The following is a 16299-nucleotide window of genomic DNA, read 5'->3' on the forward strand; positions in this document are numbered from 1 at the left end:
AAAACCCGCAAGCCAAAACCCGCAAGCCAAAACCCGCAAGCCAAAACCCGCAAGCCAAAACCCGCAAGCCAAAACCCGCAAGCCAAAACCCGCAAGCCAAAACCCGCAAGCCAAAACCCGCAAGCCAAAACCCGCAAGCCAAAATTTCACTGTGAAAACTTAAGTTTGAACGGCAAGAAGGAGCGTGTCAACACGCTTTTTACTTAAAAAAAAGCAGCATTTACAACGTATCGTTTAGAGTAAAAAATCAAAAAGTCTTTATCTTTTTTCCTTAACAAGCCTTGAGCATATGCGATAGGATCAAAATGCGGATAAAAGCCCATTTAAGAAAGGCACAAACGCCTCTCATGAACTCCCTCAACGCAAGAGCAAACAGGCAACATTGGGCGCTAGCAAAGCGTATGAGTGCATTGGCTTGCTGCAAACATTTTCTCTTTTTTCACGCGCAAGCTTAAGTTCTCAACACTCTCAAATGTAAAACGGACATTTTACCGTCCGCTTTTATTCTTCTTCATCTGTTTTTTGGGGCGGTGCAGGCAAGATATAAGTACCGGAAAGCCACCTGTTCAGATCAATTGCTCGACATCGTGTTGAACAGAAAGGATAAGCGCTTTGCTGAGACATCTGACCACAAATTGGACACGGACGTGGAGGGCGTGTTGGAGAGAGCTGTGTTGATTGTTCACGTGGCTGTGCTGATTTTTTTGCTTTTCCTGCCCCTTTCTGATTTTTAAGCTTTTCCATTGCTTTTGCCTGTTAATGTCTCACTTTAGTATATTTCTCCAGTCCAATTGGAAAGGAGTGGATAACGATAAGCCATTAACACATCCATTGTTTCAGCCAATGGCAACCCGACCACATTAGAATAAGAACCAACGATCTGGACCACAAAAGCGCCTGCTTTTCCCTGAATAGCGTACCCCCCGGCTTTTCCTTCCCATTCACCAGAAGCAAGGTAAGCCCTCATCACGGGAGCGGTCAAGCGTTTAAAACGGACACGACTTTCGACCAATTTTACGGTTATTTTCCCCCGTTCATTGAGCACACAAAGAGCCCCATAGACTTTGTGCGAACGTCCAGACAGGAAGCGCAAACATTCATAAGCTTCGCCTTCATTCCGCGGTTTAGGAAGACTGACGCTTCCCACAGCCACCACAGTATCAGCGGCCAAAATCACAGTTTTCTGTGCAAATTTTTGTTCGAACACCGCCTCTTTATTATTTTTGTTGCACCATAGCAAAGTTTCTTGCGCTTTAAGCGCCTTTGCTTTTGCTAAACGTTTTGCAAGGTTTGCAGGATGTTCTTTTAATTTTGGTGTTTCATCGACATTGGTTGCGTGAACATAATGAGGATCAAGCCCTATTTGCGCTAAGAGCGCCAAGCGACGCGGTGAAGCAGAGGCAAGCACCAATTGAATTTCTTCGAAGTGATTTTGCTTTGCATATTTTTTTGCTAAATTATTTTCCCTCATAATTCCTATTACTGCCCCCTCACAGAAATTTTAACCACCACATTCTTTGTCTTGATATTCCAAATTTGTTGTACTGTTACGGTCGCCTTTATATATGGACCGCTCTATGGACCGCTGAACCTCTTTAGACAAAAATCCTATGTATTCACTAGATAATTTTTCATTCTTTGACTCTTTTAAAGGTTTTTATTCCCCTTTTAAAGGTTTTTATTTTTTGAGGAAAGCTGACAATATTTTGGGAAGATAGGATTACTTTCAATAAAATCACAAATTGACGATAACCTATTTATAGCGATATGTAATCCGCCCTTTTGTCAAATCATAAGGGGTCATTTCAACCATGATTTTATCACCGGCTAACACACGAATACGGTTTTTGCGCATTCTTCCAGCGGTATGCGCAATAATTTCATGATCATTTTCCAGTTTCACGCGGAACATTGCATTGGGGAGGAGTTCGGTTACGATTCCTGAAAATTCCAAGACTTCTTCTTTGGACATAAAAAACGTTTTCCTTTACAGTTAAAAATTTTCGTTATAGTTTACGTATTTTAAAGATACGCATTATTTTCAGCGTTCATACCCTATTTTCTTAACTTTGTGAACAACAATTCAACAAAAAGGTAAAGGAGGGGTATTTGATGTTTATTCCGTAAGACACCCTTAACGAGCTTTCACAGATGTATAAGCATAACCCTTTGGAGAGATTTAAGACATTATCCAAGCACGCTTCACCAGCCTCATCAATCTACTCTCAGCCGTCTTTCTGTCTGCTCTCATCCCAGCTGTTTTAGCGTACGTTTCAGCGCCCTCTCGTTCGCTCATCGCACTCTACAGCGTCTGCTCTCTAGCTTCATCAGAAATCCCTCACCAAGAGCCACCTCGTCCCTTCGACACGCTCTTAATCACTTCATTGTTTGAAAAGCGCAACCGCTTCTCAACGGGAGCATTCTCACGCAACGGGTTTCATGTCACTCACAATTCTGCACGCCATTCTTCTCCCTCCTCAAGTAAAGTCGTTATAAGCGTTTGCCAAGCCGTCTCTGTGACGGGTTCCGCCTCATCAACCCAGCAAAGCAAAAGTCGCCCCATGGATTTGATATTAGCGATATTGCACTCAAGATCAGAAAACTGAAAGGGCTATACGACCTTCAATCGACTTAATCGACAACTCCCCAACTTTGTAATAGTCCTTTAAAAAATCATACGCTTCAATGGCGCGTTTAACTTCCTCCAAAGAGCTTTCGGCAAGTGAATTTTGCAACTGCCGTACACAAAGAATAGTTCCTAATATCTCTCGCCTACCACCTGATATCTCTCGCCTACCACCTGATATCTCTCGCCTACCACCTGATATCTCTCGCCTACCACCTGATATCTCTCGCCTACCACCTGATATCTCTCGCCTACCACCTAATATCCCTCGCCTACCACCTGATATCTCTCGCCTACCACCTGATATCTCTCGCCTACCAAATAGGTAGTCCTTAAAAGCCGCCTATCAAGTCCAATGCGTCTTGTCTTGTCCATCTCCTCTCCCTCTCTCCCTCTCCCCTTTTTTCATGATTTCGGAGCCGCGTGAGAAGGACAAAACAAACCGTATTGGTTCCTTAGTCAAGGACGCCTTCAGGCGTCCTTTAAAGGGTTTCCTTGACCCTAAGAACCAAAGGTTTGTTAATCCTCTCATTAAACGCGGATCTGAGATCATGATTTTAGTGAGCGTTCCGGAGAGTTTGAGAGGCAGACAGCCTCTCAATGAAAAGCAAGACAAGACTGTTTCCCTTTTGGTTGTTCAATTATCTGAGATTACTTTTATTGGTAAGCAAGTGTTTTTGGTCGTCTACGCAACGACCGATAGGGAACTGAAAGCCTGAAACGCAAACATAAAAATGAACCCACTTTGCGGATATTTTCGGGATTCCGGGAGTTTTTGCTCTGTCTAGGTGCTATAGCATTAAAAGCAAAAGGCTGATCCAAGCGCAGTACTTTCAAACTCTCGCAATACCAATGCGAGGGCGCTCGCACCCGGTGGGGGGGGTCTAAGGTGCAAAGCGATAATCCACATTTTTACGACATTTCTATAGGCAAATCTATAGGCAAAAGAATTCGCTTAGAACAATGCTGGAGATGTCGCAAAAGCAATGAGGCAACCAGTTAAGGATAACCTTTCAACAAATCCAAAAGTATGAGAAAGGATTAACCGTGTGCGTGCGGGGTGCTTAAAAGAAATCTCTGATATACGAGGTGTTCTCATTTCCTTTTTTTATGCTAATCTCTCAATAAAAGAAAATGCCCCCTACCATAATAATGAAGACATATCGAGCAAGGAAGAATAGATCCTTTTGAAAAGTTTTAGAATGCTTCAACCTAAAAAACAGCAGGCAATTTTGTGGGTTGATTGCTGAGAGATAAGAAAACACTGTTTTAAATCATCATCTTATAATGCGCACTGAATAAAAACTTAAACAAGTCTGTTTTTTTCACTCAAGATGTCTTATTTCTTGAGCATTTTTGCATTTTTCTCAACAACAACACTAGCTGGTTTTGGCAATATCAGGCAAAGATTGCGTTGTTTGCCATCGCTGTTTCTCTCATTGTGGTTTTACTCTGTGATTTTACTCTGGTATTGCTATTTCATAGTTTGTTTCATGCCGATCCGAAAGCTCTCTCCCTTTACACGCGCAGAAAGCGTTTACCTCTGTATCACGGCACAACATTTCTGAAAGAATAAAACCCGTTTTTCCATGCTGACTCTTAGCGTGAATATTGAAACGCTTGACCATCAGCAGGGTCATTTAAGCAGGGTCATTTAAGCAAGGCTGTGCCAGACTGCTTACAAGCCAGCCCTCTTTAACAGAAAGGCTCTTTAACAGAAAGAGTTTTGCGTAGACTTATTGCTCCAGTGAAAAATCGGACATCAAGCCCAAAGAGGCGTTGGTTATGGCAGGCAAAACGATTCTCCTATAAAGAGCTCTCTGCGCCCAAGCATCTTGTTACGCATCATTCATTTTGCAACAAAGAATGGTGAAATCACGCAAACACGCTTTAACGAAATATATTGTCGAAAGCGAAGAACGTCCTCTCTCCTTAAAAAAAAATCAAAAGAGAATGAAACCAGCCCGAAGCGAGAGAAAAACGTGGAGTGCAAAGGGCTCTGAAAAGTTTTTGCAATAAAAAGAGGCGATACCGTTAAAGGTACCGCCTCTCTGCTTATCAAAATATAAATAGAAAGTTCACTTATATAGATAGAAAGCTTATTGAAAAGAAAAGTCCCTAAGATGAAGAAGGCAACCAATTTGACAACAATTCATATCTCACAGGATCATCGGCGCACTGTCCCCCTCCACATTCAAGCACAGTAGAGATCAAGTTTGCAGCAATCAAAAACACAAAGAGGAAACTTGCCACTTTACTCAGCGCTGGAAAAGCAGAAAAGGCTTTAAATGTGTATGGCACTTCACTTAAAATCATAACGAAGGCAACAGCAAAAATACAAAGGACTGAAATGATAAATGCCCAAGTATAAAAATGCAATCCTAAGAATGTTGAACCGTATCCAAGATCATCGGGAGTGATGTGTAAAAACACCTGCCTAGCGGCCACAACACAAGTTACCATACAACCAAGAATAACCATACCATAATGGGTATTTTTCACTCTATGGTGGATATTGAGTAAAAACCCACAGCCTGCAAGGATCAAACCAACGCGTTGCAGAAGACAAAGGGGGCATGGCAACTCGAACTTTACTAATTGATAATAGAAAGCCACCAACAAGACAACGGATAAACCAATAAGTCCCAACACATTTACAAACACAATGAAATGATGATTTTTATGTTCAACATGTTCCATGATTATTCTCTCAAAAAGACAGATTTAAAGATGACGTTGCATGGTGATTAAAAGTAAGAAGGATAACCAGCAACAAAATGACCCACAGGGCATAACTTATATTTTTCTTGCCACATACAGCTGTAACCGCTGTACCTAAAGCGATTAAAAATGGAACAAACATTCTACAATCTCCTTTATTATTATCACTGCGCAAAATAGCGCGAATTTGGGCAAAAAAGAGACATTGAATTTATTATTCACAATCCATTACAATTTATTACACCCCATTATTATACTCTGGTTATCATCTTCGACACGTAGAGAAAACAACAGGGCATATAGGCTAGTAAAAGTGAATTTCAAGAAAGACATTTGACTGCGTACTGTTTTTTCCAGCAAGCAAAAGAATATATTTTCTCAATCACTGATCACGAAAGAATCATTTGAACAACAAAATAAGTATTTTCACGCACTCTTGAGAGTTTTACATCTCTTTTTTCCAATAAAATATCCTTGATTTTTACCACTAAAACATCTCCTTAATTATAGGGCATTGGTTTAAATTGCAACAAGAGCACAATATTATGCGCCATATCCCTACGCTTTTATCCAACAAAAATCATAAGGATTTTTGAAAATCTTATAAGAGGCAACCGGTTGTTTTATAAAGATAATCATTATTTTACATCTTGTACGATTGTACGAGCGCCCCAGATATCGCAAGCTTTTCTTCTTTCAACTCTTCTCCCCACTTTCATCTATCTCTCCACCTGCTCTCATCCCACCCCCTTTAGCTTAAACCCCACCAGCGCATTCACCCCATCAAAAGCCACCCAAGCCCCCTTCAACACACCCTTCGCAACCCACTCTCTCCCTTCCTCTCCAGCGCGTCCTTCCAGCTTAATTCATCTCTCCACCTGCTCTCATCCCACCCCCTTTAGCTTAAACCCCCACCAGCGCAACCTCCAGCGCATTCACCCCATCAAAAGCCCCCCAAGCCCCCTTCAACACACCCTTCGCAACCCGCTCTCCCCCTTCCTCTCCAGCACATCCTTCTAGCTTAATTCATCTCTCCACCTACTCTCATCCCACCTCCTTTAGCTTAAAACCCCACCAGCGCATTCACCCCATCAAAAGCCCACCAAGCCCCCTTCAACATACCCTCTGCACTCCGCTCTCCCCCTCCTCTTTAGTGCATCCTTCCAGCTTAATTCATATGGAAGTGTCTCCCATGGTTTAAAAGAAACAACCATAGAACTGTTAAATCGTTTGTTCGTTGATTTACCGTTATACGCTTCACAGCCGGCTAATGAAATGCGCTTGTGTGCCCAGTTACCAGTTAATTACAGAGATGTTTCTTTAAAACAAGCGCATAGATACGCCTCCAATAATGGGAGTACGCCCTAATATTCTGTTTTACGTGAGAGACACGCCCCTTATCCTTATTCAAAGAAGGTGGGAAGCAACAGCATGCGGCAATAGGCAATCTTTATTAATGAGCAATTTCTATTATTGAAAAGACATTCCTTTAGCTATTTTTGAAAGCCGTAAAGCAGAATTTAAAAATGACAGTTAAGATAGACACTCGTTTTACCTTTACGCCTTTATATTCTCTCCAAATGATGCGGTCTCCCGATTTCAGAGAAGATATAGAGATTGAAAATCTACAGAAAAGAGCCTTTAAAACGAAGAAGCACCCCCATGTAACAACATCCCGTATTTTACGGGACCACTGGTACATTGTCCAGTTCCGCATTCAACTATGGCAGTAAGCAAGTTTGCAGCGATCAACAACACAAAGAGGAAACCTGCCATTTTGCTTATTATTGGGAAAAGAGCAAACACTTTAAATTTGTGCGCCCATTCAGTTAAAACCATGACAAAGGCGACCACAACGATATAAAGAGCAGCAATCATAAATGCCCAGATATAAAGACGCAGTCCAAAGAGCGTTGTCCCCTCTCCAAGATTACCGAATATGATCTGTAAAAAGATCTGCTTAGCAGCAGAGAGGCAAGTTACCATACAACCAAGAACAACCATACCATAATGGATAGTTTTCACCCTATGGAAAATATTGAACATAAACCCACAACCTGCAATTATAAAACCAAGGCGTTGAAGAAGACAAAGGGGGCATGGCGCCGCAGAGGATACAGGCTTTGTCAGTTGATAATAAAAAGCCATCAACAAGACAAGACTTAACCCAGCAAGCCCTAATACATTCATAAAGATAGCGAAATGATGATTTTTATGTTCAACTTTTTCCATAATTATTCCCTCAAATAGACACATTTAAAGGTGAAATTACATGATAATAAAAAGTGAAAAGAGTAACGATAAACAGAATTATCCAGAAAGTATAACCTATGTTCTTTTTGCTACATACAGTCATTATTGCTGTACTTAGAGCGACTAAAAACGGAACAAACATTGCTAAAAAATCTCCTTATTTCACTGCTGCACAGGATATTGCTCATGTGCATAATATCGCAAAATGTGTCTAAAAAGTGTCTTTTGCCTTATTTGCTCACAATTATTATTTTTACGACTATAAAAAAACAGTAAAATATAAGGACCGCGAAAAGCGGATTTCAACAAAGGCATTCAACTGTTGCATTTAAGCGTACGCCCGCTTTTTCAAAAAGCAAAAGAGCGTATTTTTCTTGCTAACCATGAAAGAATAACTTGAACGGCAAAATAAGTATTATTGGTTTAAGACTGAGATTTTTACCTCTCTTTTCAGAATAAGCCATTCTTGTTTTTAACTTATTTTTGCCACTAAAATCTCCTTTTGTTATAAAGCGTTGGTTTAAATTGCAACAAGAGCACAATAATTATGTGCTATGTCCCTATGCTTTTATCCAACAAAAATCATAAGGATTTTTGAAAATCGTACAAGAGGCAACCGGTTGTTTTATAAAGATAATCATTATTTTACATCTTGTACGATTGTACGAGCGCCCCAGATATCGCAAGCTTTTCTTCTTTCAACTCTTCTCCCCACTTTCATCTATCTCTCCACCTACTCTCATCCCACCTTCTTTAGCTTAAACCCCACCAGCGCATTCACCCCATCAAAAGCCCACCAAGCCCCCTTCAACATACCCTTTGCACTCCGCTCTCCCCCTCCTCTTTAGTGCATCCTTCCAGCTTAATTCATATGGAAGTGTCTCCCATGGTTTAAAAGAAACAACCATAGAACTGTTAAATCGTTTGTTTGTTGATTTACCGTTATACGTTTCACAGCCGGCTAATGAAATGCGCTTGTGTGCCCAGTCACCAGTTAATTACAGAGATGTTTTTTTAAAACAAGCGCATAGATACGCCGCACAATAATGGGAGTACGCCCTAGCATTCTGTTTTACGTGAGAGACACGCCCCTTATCCTTATTCAAAGAAGGTGAGAAGCAACAGCATGCGGCAATAGGCAATCTTTATTAATGAGCAATTTCTATTATTGAAAAGACATTCCTTTAGCTATTTTTGAAAGCCGTAAAGCAGAATTTAAAAATGACAGTAAAGATAGACACTCGTTTTACCTTTACGGCTTGGCTTTATATTCTTCCCCAATTATGCTGTATTTCTGTTTTAGCAATCACCCAAACAGATATATGCAATAGGCAGATATATGCAATAGGCTCGCCCCTATTGAGCATATAAAACTGGAGTTTGCTCGTAGGGCTTTTATCCGTCTCAATCTCTGTCTCAAACATGCTGCTGTGTTAGGATTAGATATTGGTTTACAGGCAACAGTAAAAGCACAAGCCTATTGAGGCAGACAATAAGCATAAAACGCAAAGCTTATCAGCAATGGATTGGAGAGACATTCCGACTTTTTATAAAACACTAACCATCAGACAACTGGCTCTGCATTTGCTTATCCTTCCAGACGTTTGCAGGCATCTTTTGCGTCATTTTTGTCAAGAGCAGCTTTATGGTGATCTATGGATTATTTCTCCTGAAAATATGAAAGGAAGGCGTGATAGTTACAACAGATTTCCGCATACCCTTATCAACAGAAGCAATGAAAATTTTGAAACAAGCGCGCTTGCTGTCTCGCAATGAATTTTTTCTGCTAGAGGTCGTGATCCCCTTGCTAATGGCTGTACACGCTATAAACCAGCGCTTTATTTGGCTGCATTATTTTATTGTTCTATTGTTTTATACAAAAAGAAGCGCTTTCACGCGGTTATTTTCTTACAATTTTATTTTACAATCTTGAACACACCCTAAGGTGAAAATGCAAAACCTGTAGTTTTGTCATCAATTGACTTTGCAAAGAGAGTATAAGACTTTTAAAGAATATAAAAGGATAAGATAAGAATCGCTTTAAACAGTTAAAAAGGATGCAAAATGACAAAAGAATCATGTGACGTAGCGATTTTAATGGGCAGCCAATCGGATTGGCAAACGATGCATCATAGCGCAGATATTTTGGCTTGCCTTGGCATTTCTCATATTTCGCGTATCATCTCAGCACATCGAACCCCTGACCGACTTTACCAATTTGCGAAAGAAGCAAAAGCATCGGGTTTTAAAGTTTTGATTGCCGGAGCTGGTGGTGCAGCACATCTTCCTGGTATGTTAGCGGCCCTCACTCCGCTTCCTGTTTTTGGTGTTCCGGTGCACTCACAATCTTTATCTGGTCAAGATTCTTTACTTTCCATTGTGCAAATGCCTGCTGGCATACCCGTTGGCACATTAGCAATTGGCAAGGCAGGCGCTATTAATGCAGCGCTTTTAGCAGCGGCTGTAATGGCAGTTTACGACGATGATCTAGCACAACGGCTACAAGATTGGCGTCAGCAACAAACAGCCAGTGTTGCCCAAACACCTACAACCGAGGTTTAAAATGACACACTCTTTCCCCCTTCCCACCACATCCAGCGCCCCCACCGCCTCCAGCACCCCCACCACATCCAGCACCCCCACCGCCTCCAGCACCCCCACCACATCCAGCACCCCCACCGCCTCCAGCGCTCCTACCACATCCAGCGCCCCCACCGTCTCCAGCGCTCCTACCACATCCAGCACCCCCACCGCCTCCAGCGCTCCTACCACATCCAGCGCCCCCACCGCCTCCAGCGCTCCTACCACATCCAGCGCCCCCACCGCCTCCAGCGCTCCTACCACATCCAGCACTCCCACCGCCTCCAGCGCCCCCACCACATCCAGCACCCCCACCGCCTCCAGCGCTCCTACCACATCCAGCGCCCCCACCACATCCAGCACCCCCACCACATCCAGCGCCCCCACCACATCCAGCACCCCCACCGCCTCCAGCGCTCCTACCGCCTCCAGCGCCCCCACCGCCTCCAGCGCTCCTACCACATCCAGCACCTCCACCGCCTCCAGCGCTCCTACCGCCTCCAGCGCCCCTACCACATCCAGCACCTCCACCGCCTCCAGCGCTCCTACCGCCTCCAGCGCCCCTACCACATCCAGCACATCCAGCACATCCAGCACATCCAGCACCCCTACCGCTTCCAGAACCTTGCCTCCAAGGAGTGTTGTTGGCCTCATAGGCGGAGGACAGTTAGCACGCATGTTAGCCATAGCGGCAGCAGAACTAGGCTTTCGCACGGTTGTTTTTTGCCCGGAAGCAGATTGCCCAGCGGCACAAACAGCCAATGAGCATATTGCTTCGCCCTATGATGATCATGCGGCCTTAGATCGTTTTATTTCTCTGTGTGATGTTGTGACTTATGAGTTTGAAAATCTTTCGCTTCAAACGGTTCAATATGTAGAGAAGAACAAGCCTGTTTATCCCTCTTCCAAGACGTTAGAGATTACGCAAGATCGGTTGCTTGAGAAGCAATTTTTGAATACACAAGGGATCTCTACAGCGTTGTGGCATGCGGTTGATGACCACTCTTCTTTTATTTCGGGACTTTCGGCATTAGGCGAGCGAGGTCTTTTGAAGACGCGCCGTTTTGGTTATGATGGAAAAAATCAGATACTGTTGAATCATCCGAATGCGGAAGCCATTGACGAAGCTTTTATGGCTTTTCAGGGACAACCATCGATTTTGGAAGAGATTGTTCCCTTTGTATCGGAGATTTCTGTTTTGTCTGCGCGCACTCTTCAAGGGGAGCATATTTTTTATGATTGCCCTGAAAATCAACATAAAAATGGCATTCTTCACAAGTCCTTTGTTCCATCGCGTATTCCGCTTAGCGTGCAGAAGGCTGCGCAAGAAATCAGCGTAACAGTTATGGATGCTCTGAATTATGTTGGTATTCTTTGCATTGAGTTTTTTGTTTTAATGGATAGCACTCTTTTAGTGAATGAATTAGCCCCTCGCGTGCATAACTCTGGTCATTGGACGCAGAAGGCATGCATAACGTCGCAATTTGAGCAGCATATCCGTGCCATTTGCGGGCTTCCTTTGGGCAGCACCTACCGCCATAGCGATTGCGAAATGATCAACCTTCTTGGCAACAATCTCAACGATTTCAAATATTTTCTGACCCAAGAACGCACATCGGTCCATTTATATGGCAAAAACTCTGTTCGACCGGCGCGCAAAATGGGGCATATCATCCAATTAACCGGTCCAGTTAGCAAATCTGAACAGTGATTGATTGGAAAGAACAGAATACGCCTGTTTTCTCATGACAATATTTTTCTCATTCACGATGTATTGCTAATTCACGCATGCAGCGCATTCACACACTTACTTTCAAAAAACATCATTCAACGCCCCCCCACGAGCAGCGCGCAAAAGAAATAACGAAAAACCCTTTGGGTTTCTCTCTTTTTACGTTCATGTAGATATAAACCGGCACCGCCCAAGCCAACACCGCTCAAGCCAGCACCGCTCAAACCAACACCAACAAAGCCAGCACCACCCAAGCCAGCACCACCTCAAACCAGCACAGCCCAAGCCAACACCGCCCAAGCCAGCACCACCTCAAACCAACACCGCCCAAACCAACACCGCCCAAACCGGCACCACCCAAGCCCGGCACCACCCAAGCCCGGCACCACCCAAGCCAGCACAGCCCAAGCCAACACCGCCCAAGCCCGGCACCAACCAAGCCAACACCGCCCAAACCGGCACCAACCAAGCCCAGCAGCACCCAATCCCGGCACCACCCAAACCAGCACCGCCCAAGCCAACACCGCCCAAGCCAACACCGCCCAAGCCAACACCGCCCAAGCCCTGCACCACCCAAACCAACACCGCCCAAACCAACACCGCCCAAGCCCTGCACCGCCCAAGCCCTGCACCAACCAAGCCCTGCACCACCCAAGCCCGGCACCGCCCAAGCCCGGCACCGCCCAAGCCCAGCACCACCTCAAGCCAACACCACCCAAGCCCGGCACCAACCAAGCCAACACCGCTCAAGCCAGCAGCATCATTGTATTTTGTATTTGCCAAATCCCAAGGTTGCGGGACCGTTCTTGCAGTGAGACGGTTCATAAGAAGGCATAATTCCGCCTTTCTCAAATGGTTTTTATCCCCACACCAATCCCACTTGTAACGGCAAACGCGTATTTTGTTTGATTCACCATAAACAGATTTGCAAAAAAAGAGTCTTATGATTTTTTATGTAAACGAAGGGAACGCATTTTACGGGTTTACTCAATGCACAGCCATGTCCAAACCTCTTTGGTGGCGGTCAATCGCTTCAATGCTCACGCCAAGAGCAAGTATGAGACAACGGGTTTTACGATCCAAACCATGTTTTATAATAATGCAAAAGCACGTGCTTTTGGATCCGTGTAAGGGAGGGCAATTGCAGCTCGGCATAAAACAAGGCATGAGACAGCAAGTACACAAGTCAAACCATAGAGGGAAAACAGCGCTGGTAAACAAGGCAATCTTCATCTAGCATTGCTGTAACTAGCTAGGATTGTTTTTGAGAAAAAAGCAAGAATGCTCAAGGAATGCGGCATCTTGATTAAAAAAACAGACTGTTTAAGTTTTTACGAAGTGCGCATTATGAGGTCATGATTTTAAAGCCGTGTTTTCTCATCGCTCAGAAATCAACCACAAAATTGCTTTCTGTTTTTTAGGTTGGAGTGTTCTGAAATTTTTCAAAAGGATGTGTTCTTCCTTGCTCGATATTCCTTCATCATCATGGTAGGAGGAGCGCTTTTTTATTGAGAGATCCGAATAAAAAAAGGCAATGGGAACATTAAGAATATCGGCGATTTCTTTTAAGCGCCCTGCTCCGATACGGTTTAATCCTTTCTCATACTTTTGAATTTGTTGAAAGGTTACCCCTAACTGGTTGCCTAACTGCTTTTGCGACATCCCCAGCATTGTTCTTTGCAAGCGAATTTTTTTACCTATAGAAATATCATTAAAATGTGGATTTTTGGTCTTCACTGTTAAACTCCCCCCGCCGGGTGCGAGCGCCCTCGCATTGGTATTCCGGGAGTTAAAAGTACTGACCTCGAATCAGCATTTTGCTTTTAGTGCTGAAAGCACCTGGACATAGCAAAATCTCCCGGAATTCCGGGACACCCACACAGTGGGTTCATTCTTATGTATCGAGGCTTCGGGCTTTTAATCCCTATTGATCGTTGCGTATGCGATCAAAACATCTTTTAAGTAATAAAGTAATTTCAGGGGATTTACAATAAAATTAAAGCCGTGTTTTCTCATCGCTCAGAAATCAACCACAAAATTGCTTTCTGTTTTTTAGGTTGGAGTGTTCTGAAATTTTTCAAAAGGATGTGTTCTTCCTTGCTCGATATTCCTTCATCATCATGGTAGGAGGAGCGCTTTTTTATTGAGAGATCCGAATAAAAAAAGGCAATGGGAACATTAAGAATATCGGCGATTTCTTTTAAACGCCCTGCTCCGATACGGTTTAATCCTTTCTCATACTTTTGAATTTGTTGAAAGGTTACCCCTAACTGGTTGCCTAACTGCTTTTGCGACATCCCCAGCATTGTTCTTTGCAAGCGAATTTTTTTACCTATAGAAATATCATTAAAATGTGGATTTTTGGTCTTCACTGTTAAATTCCCCCCGCCGGGTGCGAGCGCCCTCGCATTGGTATTCCGGGAGTCAAAAATACTGAGCTCTAGTCAGTTTTTTTGCTTTTAGTGCTGAAAGCACCTGGACATGGCAAAAACTCCCGGAATCCCGGGAAACCCACACAGTGGGCTAATTTTACGCTAGAGCTTAGGGTTTTTGAATCCCTCTTGGTCGTTGCGTATACGACCAAAATCATAGTGTTCATTCATAAGGCAATTTCAGGAAATTGGCAATCAAAATTAAAACGGTGTTTCTTTATCTCTCAAAAACTGTAATATTGGACACTCTTCAAAAGAGAGACCATGCGAGGTGCTCTCATCGCGATTAATCATTTAATCTTGAAACCCACACAATGTCTCTTTTTCAGAAAGCGCACCGCGCGATACAAGAAAAAATGTTGTTTGCAAAATTCTCTCTTACCTGTACAAAAAGAGAATGAACAACTTGGGGGTTTTCTATGATAAATGACATTTACTGTGTTGGACGCAATTATGTTGCGCATGCTCATGAACTAGGCAATGTTGTTGAAGATGAACCTATTATCTTTAGCAAGCCGAACAGTTCACTGGTTTTAGGCAATGAAATTGATCTTCCTGATTTTTCCAAAGAAATCCATTTTGAAACTGAAATTGTGCTGAGAATCTCAAAGGACACTTTCATGGTGACTGAGGCAGAAGCAAAAGAATGCTATGACGGAGTAGCATTAGGTCTTGATCTGACGGCGAGGGATTTGCAAACGAAACTGCAAGAGAAAAAACTTCCTTGGCTTTTGTCTAAAGGCTTTAAAGGCGCCGCCTACGTCTCTGATTTCATCAACAAAGAAAAAATAAACAACCCAATAACCTTTATAATGAAGTTGAATGGGGAAACGAGGCAAATTGGCAATACGAACAATATGATCTTTAGCTTTGAGAAGATAATATCATTTTTGAGTGGTTACATTCAGCTAAAGCGTGGTGATATCATATATACAGGCACTCCAGAGGGTGTAGGGAAACTTTCTAAATTCGATAGAATAGAATTATATCTTAAAGATCAGTTACTTTCAGAGCTCAAAGTAAAATGAATCATCAAATACTAACCTTTTTCATTGTTTCATTTTTTTTTAGTCATCTCCCTTAATTTTATTGATCTTACCAGGACCGAATATGGCGCTTATCATCGATAATGCAACGAGACTGGGAAGAAAGAACGCATTTTTGAACGTTTTAGGATTGTGCACAGCAACATATGCACATGGAGCATTTTCCCTATTGGGTATATCAGCGCTCATTCTCAACAACAAAACGCTGTTTTTTGGTAAAGCTCATGGGGAGCTGCACTTTATTATAGATAGGACTTAAATCATTATAGATAGGACTTAAATCAATTAAATCTGGAATACACAGCTTTCATTCAAAAGCAAGAATATCAACAAATGAAAAGAATTCTGTAGGTAAAACAAAGCTTTTCACCAGGATTATGGACGGTTTTCTGAGACAAATAGGAAACCCAAAGTATCAATATTTTATATAGCAGCCTTTCCAAAATTTTTGGCTTCTGGCGGTAGCATGAAAAAAGGCTTTGAACTTGTAGCAATACATTCCTTCAACATCTTTGCATGGTTTACTTTAATGACCATTTTCATATCATTTGCGCGCAGCACTTTAAAAAAGCAATGCGTAAAAGGCTATATTAATAGTGCGACAGGAACAATTTTATCTCTGTTTTCTTTTTTCATTTTGTTTGGATAACGTCCTCCCCGCCATAAAGGACGAAGATTCTTACCACTACCGGTCTGAAAACAGTCTGTTCTCTCTCGTGGTTCGTTCCGACTGCTAACCACTCATTGTGGGTTCACTTCATAGGCTCCACGGACAAGCTCTGCCGTTCTATCAAACTTACGTAAATATTCTCATTTCTGATTACATCTACTGTTGATTTCCTGCTTCTTCGAGGCTGGTTTCACCAAAGTCACAAGACATTGGCCAGAGCCTTCCTCTCCACAGGCTGA

19 protein-coding genes and 4 pseudogenes are annotated in these 16299 nt (G+C 42.8%); 10 read left to right on the top strand and 13 right to left on the bottom strand.

Going from position 1 to position 16299, the window contains the following annotated elements:
- Window positions 1-207: pseudogene (locus ABD915_RS05640) on the top strand (hypothetical protein); the annotation flags it as partial.
- A 294-nt stretch (window positions 208-501) separates the two neighbouring features.
- Here ABD915_RS05640 and yacG read toward each other — a convergent pair.
- The 4 genes and pseudogenes from yacG to ABD915_RS05660 form a co-directional block, all read right to left on the bottom strand.
- Window positions 502-744, bottom strand: coding sequence for a DNA gyrase inhibitor YacG (yacG, locus tag ABD915_RS05645; RefSeq protein ID WP_345116366.1), 243 nt, complete (start codon window positions 742-744; stop codon window positions 502-504).
- A 25-nt stretch (window positions 745-769) separates the two neighbouring features.
- Window positions 770-1471: a Maf family nucleotide pyrophosphatase gene (locus ABD915_RS05650; protein WP_345116368.1), complete on the bottom strand. Its 702-nt coding sequence runs from the start codon at window positions 1469-1471 to the stop codon at window positions 770-772.
- Between the two features lie 282 nt (window positions 1472-1753).
- Window positions 1754-1972, bottom strand: coding sequence for a translation initiation factor IF-1 (gene infA / locus ABD915_RS05655; protein WP_004857577.1), 219 nt, complete (start codon window positions 1970-1972; stop codon window positions 1754-1756).
- A 393-nt stretch (window positions 1973-2365) separates the two neighbouring features.
- A pseudogene (locus ABD915_RS05660) lies at window positions 2366-2777 on the bottom strand (phage terminase large subunit); the annotation flags it as partial.
- Between ABD915_RS05660 and ABD915_RS05665 the strand changes: the two are divergent.
- From ABD915_RS05665 to ABD915_RS05675, 3 genes and pseudogenes are all read left to right on the top strand, one after another.
- Window positions 2686-2955: a hypothetical protein gene (locus ABD915_RS05665; protein WP_345116371.1), complete on the top strand. Its 270-nt coding sequence runs from the start codon at window positions 2686-2688 to the stop codon at window positions 2953-2955. The pseudogene ABD915_RS05660 and the gene ABD915_RS05665 overlap by 92 nt on opposite strands.
- 222 nt (window positions 2956-3177) lie before the next feature.
- The gene (locus ABD915_RS05670) at window positions 3178-3345 is read left to right on the top strand and encodes a hypothetical protein (protein ID WP_345116374.1); all 168 of its coding nucleotides are present in this window, start codon (window positions 3178-3180) and stop codon (window positions 3343-3345) included.
- 133 nt (window positions 3346-3478) lie between these two features.
- Window positions 3479-3876, top strand: a pseudogene (locus ABD915_RS05675) (helix-turn-helix domain-containing protein).
- Window positions 3877-4744: 868 nt separating this feature from the next.
- Here ABD915_RS05675 and ABD915_RS05680 read toward each other — a convergent pair.
- The 4 genes from ABD915_RS05680 to ABD915_RS05695 form a co-directional block, all read right to left on the bottom strand.
- Complete coding sequence (locus tag ABD915_RS05680) at window positions 4745-5326, bottom strand: disulfide bond formation protein B (RefSeq protein ID WP_345116376.1); 582 nt, start codon at window positions 5324-5326, stop codon at window positions 4745-4747.
- A 10-nt stretch (window positions 5327-5336) separates the two neighbouring features.
- Complete coding sequence (locus ABD915_RS05685; protein ID WP_345116378.1) at window positions 5337-5489, bottom strand: DUF5993 family protein; 153 nt, start codon at window positions 5487-5489, stop codon at window positions 5337-5339.
- A 1499-nt stretch (window positions 5490-6988) separates the two neighbouring features.
- The gene (locus tag ABD915_RS05690; RefSeq protein WP_345116381.1) at window positions 6989-7579 is read right to left on the bottom strand and encodes a disulfide bond formation protein B; all 591 of its coding nucleotides are present in this window, start codon (window positions 7577-7579) and stop codon (window positions 6989-6991) included.
- Between the two features lie 10 nt (window positions 7580-7589).
- Entirely contained in the window at window positions 7590-7742 is a 153-nt protein-coding gene (locus ABD915_RS05695) for a DUF5993 family protein (protein ID WP_345116384.1), read from the bottom strand.
- Window positions 7743-9121: 1379 nt separating this feature from the next.
- Between ABD915_RS05695 and ABD915_RS05700 the strand changes: the two genes are divergently transcribed.
- Both ABD915_RS05700 and purE read left to right on the top strand, forming a co-directional pair.
- Window positions 9122-9376 (top strand): hypothetical protein, encoded by a 255-nt coding sequence (locus tag ABD915_RS05700; protein ID WP_345116387.1) that lies wholly within the window; start codon window positions 9122-9124, stop codon window positions 9374-9376.
- A 288-nt stretch (window positions 9377-9664) separates the two neighbouring features.
- Window positions 9665-10162, top strand: coding sequence for a 5-(carboxyamino)imidazole ribonucleotide mutase (purE, locus tag ABD915_RS05705; protein ID WP_345116390.1), 498 nt, complete (start codon window positions 9665-9667; stop codon window positions 10160-10162).
- Here purE and ABD915_RS10285 read toward each other — a convergent pair.
- Complete coding sequence (locus ABD915_RS10285; protein ID WP_425548189.1) at window positions 10100-10786, bottom strand: hypothetical protein; 687 nt, start codon at window positions 10784-10786, stop codon at window positions 10100-10102. The genes purE and ABD915_RS10285 overlap by 63 nt on opposite strands.
- On the opposite strand from ABD915_RS10285, the pseudogene ABD915_RS05710 reads away from it, so the two are divergent.
- Window positions 10761-11891 (top strand): annotated as a pseudogene (locus ABD915_RS05710) (5-(carboxyamino)imidazole ribonucleotide synthase); the annotation flags it as partial. The gene ABD915_RS10285 and the pseudogene ABD915_RS05710 overlap by 26 nt on opposite strands.
- A 116-nt stretch (window positions 11892-12007) precedes the next feature.
- Here the strand turns inward: ABD915_RS05710 and ABD915_RS05715 are convergent.
- The 4 genes from ABD915_RS05715 to ABD915_RS05730 all read right to left on the bottom strand — a co-directional run bounded on the left by ABD915_RS05715 (window position 12008) and on the right by ABD915_RS05730 (window position 14284).
- Window positions 12008-12166, bottom strand: coding sequence for a hypothetical protein (locus ABD915_RS05715; protein ID WP_345116393.1), 159 nt, complete (start codon window positions 12164-12166; stop codon window positions 12008-12010).
- 58 nt (window positions 12167-12224) lie between these two features.
- Window positions 12225-12737, bottom strand: coding sequence for a hypothetical protein (locus ABD915_RS05720; RefSeq protein ID WP_345116395.1), 513 nt, complete (start codon window positions 12735-12737; stop codon window positions 12225-12227).
- A 552-nt stretch (window positions 12738-13289) separates the two neighbouring features.
- Window positions 13290-13649, bottom strand: a complete 360-nt coding sequence (locus ABD915_RS05725; RefSeq protein ID WP_345116398.1) for a helix-turn-helix domain-containing protein — start codon at window positions 13647-13649, stop codon at window positions 13290-13292.
- Window positions 13650-13924: 275 nt separating this feature from the next.
- Window positions 13925-14284 carry a helix-turn-helix domain-containing protein gene (locus ABD915_RS05730; RefSeq protein WP_345116398.1) on the bottom strand — a complete coding sequence of 120 codons (360 nt, stop codon included), beginning with the start codon at window positions 14282-14284 and terminating at the stop codon, window positions 13925-13927.
- A gap of 479 nt (window positions 14285-14763) precedes the next feature.
- On the opposite strand from ABD915_RS05730, the gene ABD915_RS05735 reads away from it, so the two are divergent.
- The 3 genes from ABD915_RS05735 (at window position 14764) to ABD915_RS05745 (ending at window position 16039) form a co-directional block, all read left to right on the top strand.
- Window positions 14764-15372 carry a fumarylacetoacetate hydrolase family protein gene (locus tag ABD915_RS05735; protein ID WP_345116401.1) on the top strand — a complete coding sequence of 203 codons (609 nt, stop codon included), beginning with the start codon at window positions 14764-14766 and terminating at the stop codon, window positions 15370-15372.
- Window positions 15373-15454: 82 nt separating this feature from the next.
- Window positions 15455-15649 (top strand): hypothetical protein, encoded by a 195-nt coding sequence (locus tag ABD915_RS05740; RefSeq protein ID WP_345116404.1) that lies wholly within the window; start codon window positions 15455-15457, stop codon window positions 15647-15649.
- Window positions 15650-15856: 207 nt separating this feature from the next.
- Complete coding sequence (locus tag ABD915_RS05745; protein WP_345116406.1) at window positions 15857-16039, top strand: hypothetical protein; 183 nt, start codon at window positions 15857-15859, stop codon at window positions 16037-16039.
- Window positions 16040-16299: the final 260 nt, after the last annotated feature.

This window comes from Bartonella jaculi, assembly GCF_039543045.1.
Lineage (GTDB): Bacteria > Pseudomonadota > Alphaproteobacteria > Rhizobiales > Rhizobiaceae > Bartonella > Bartonella jaculi.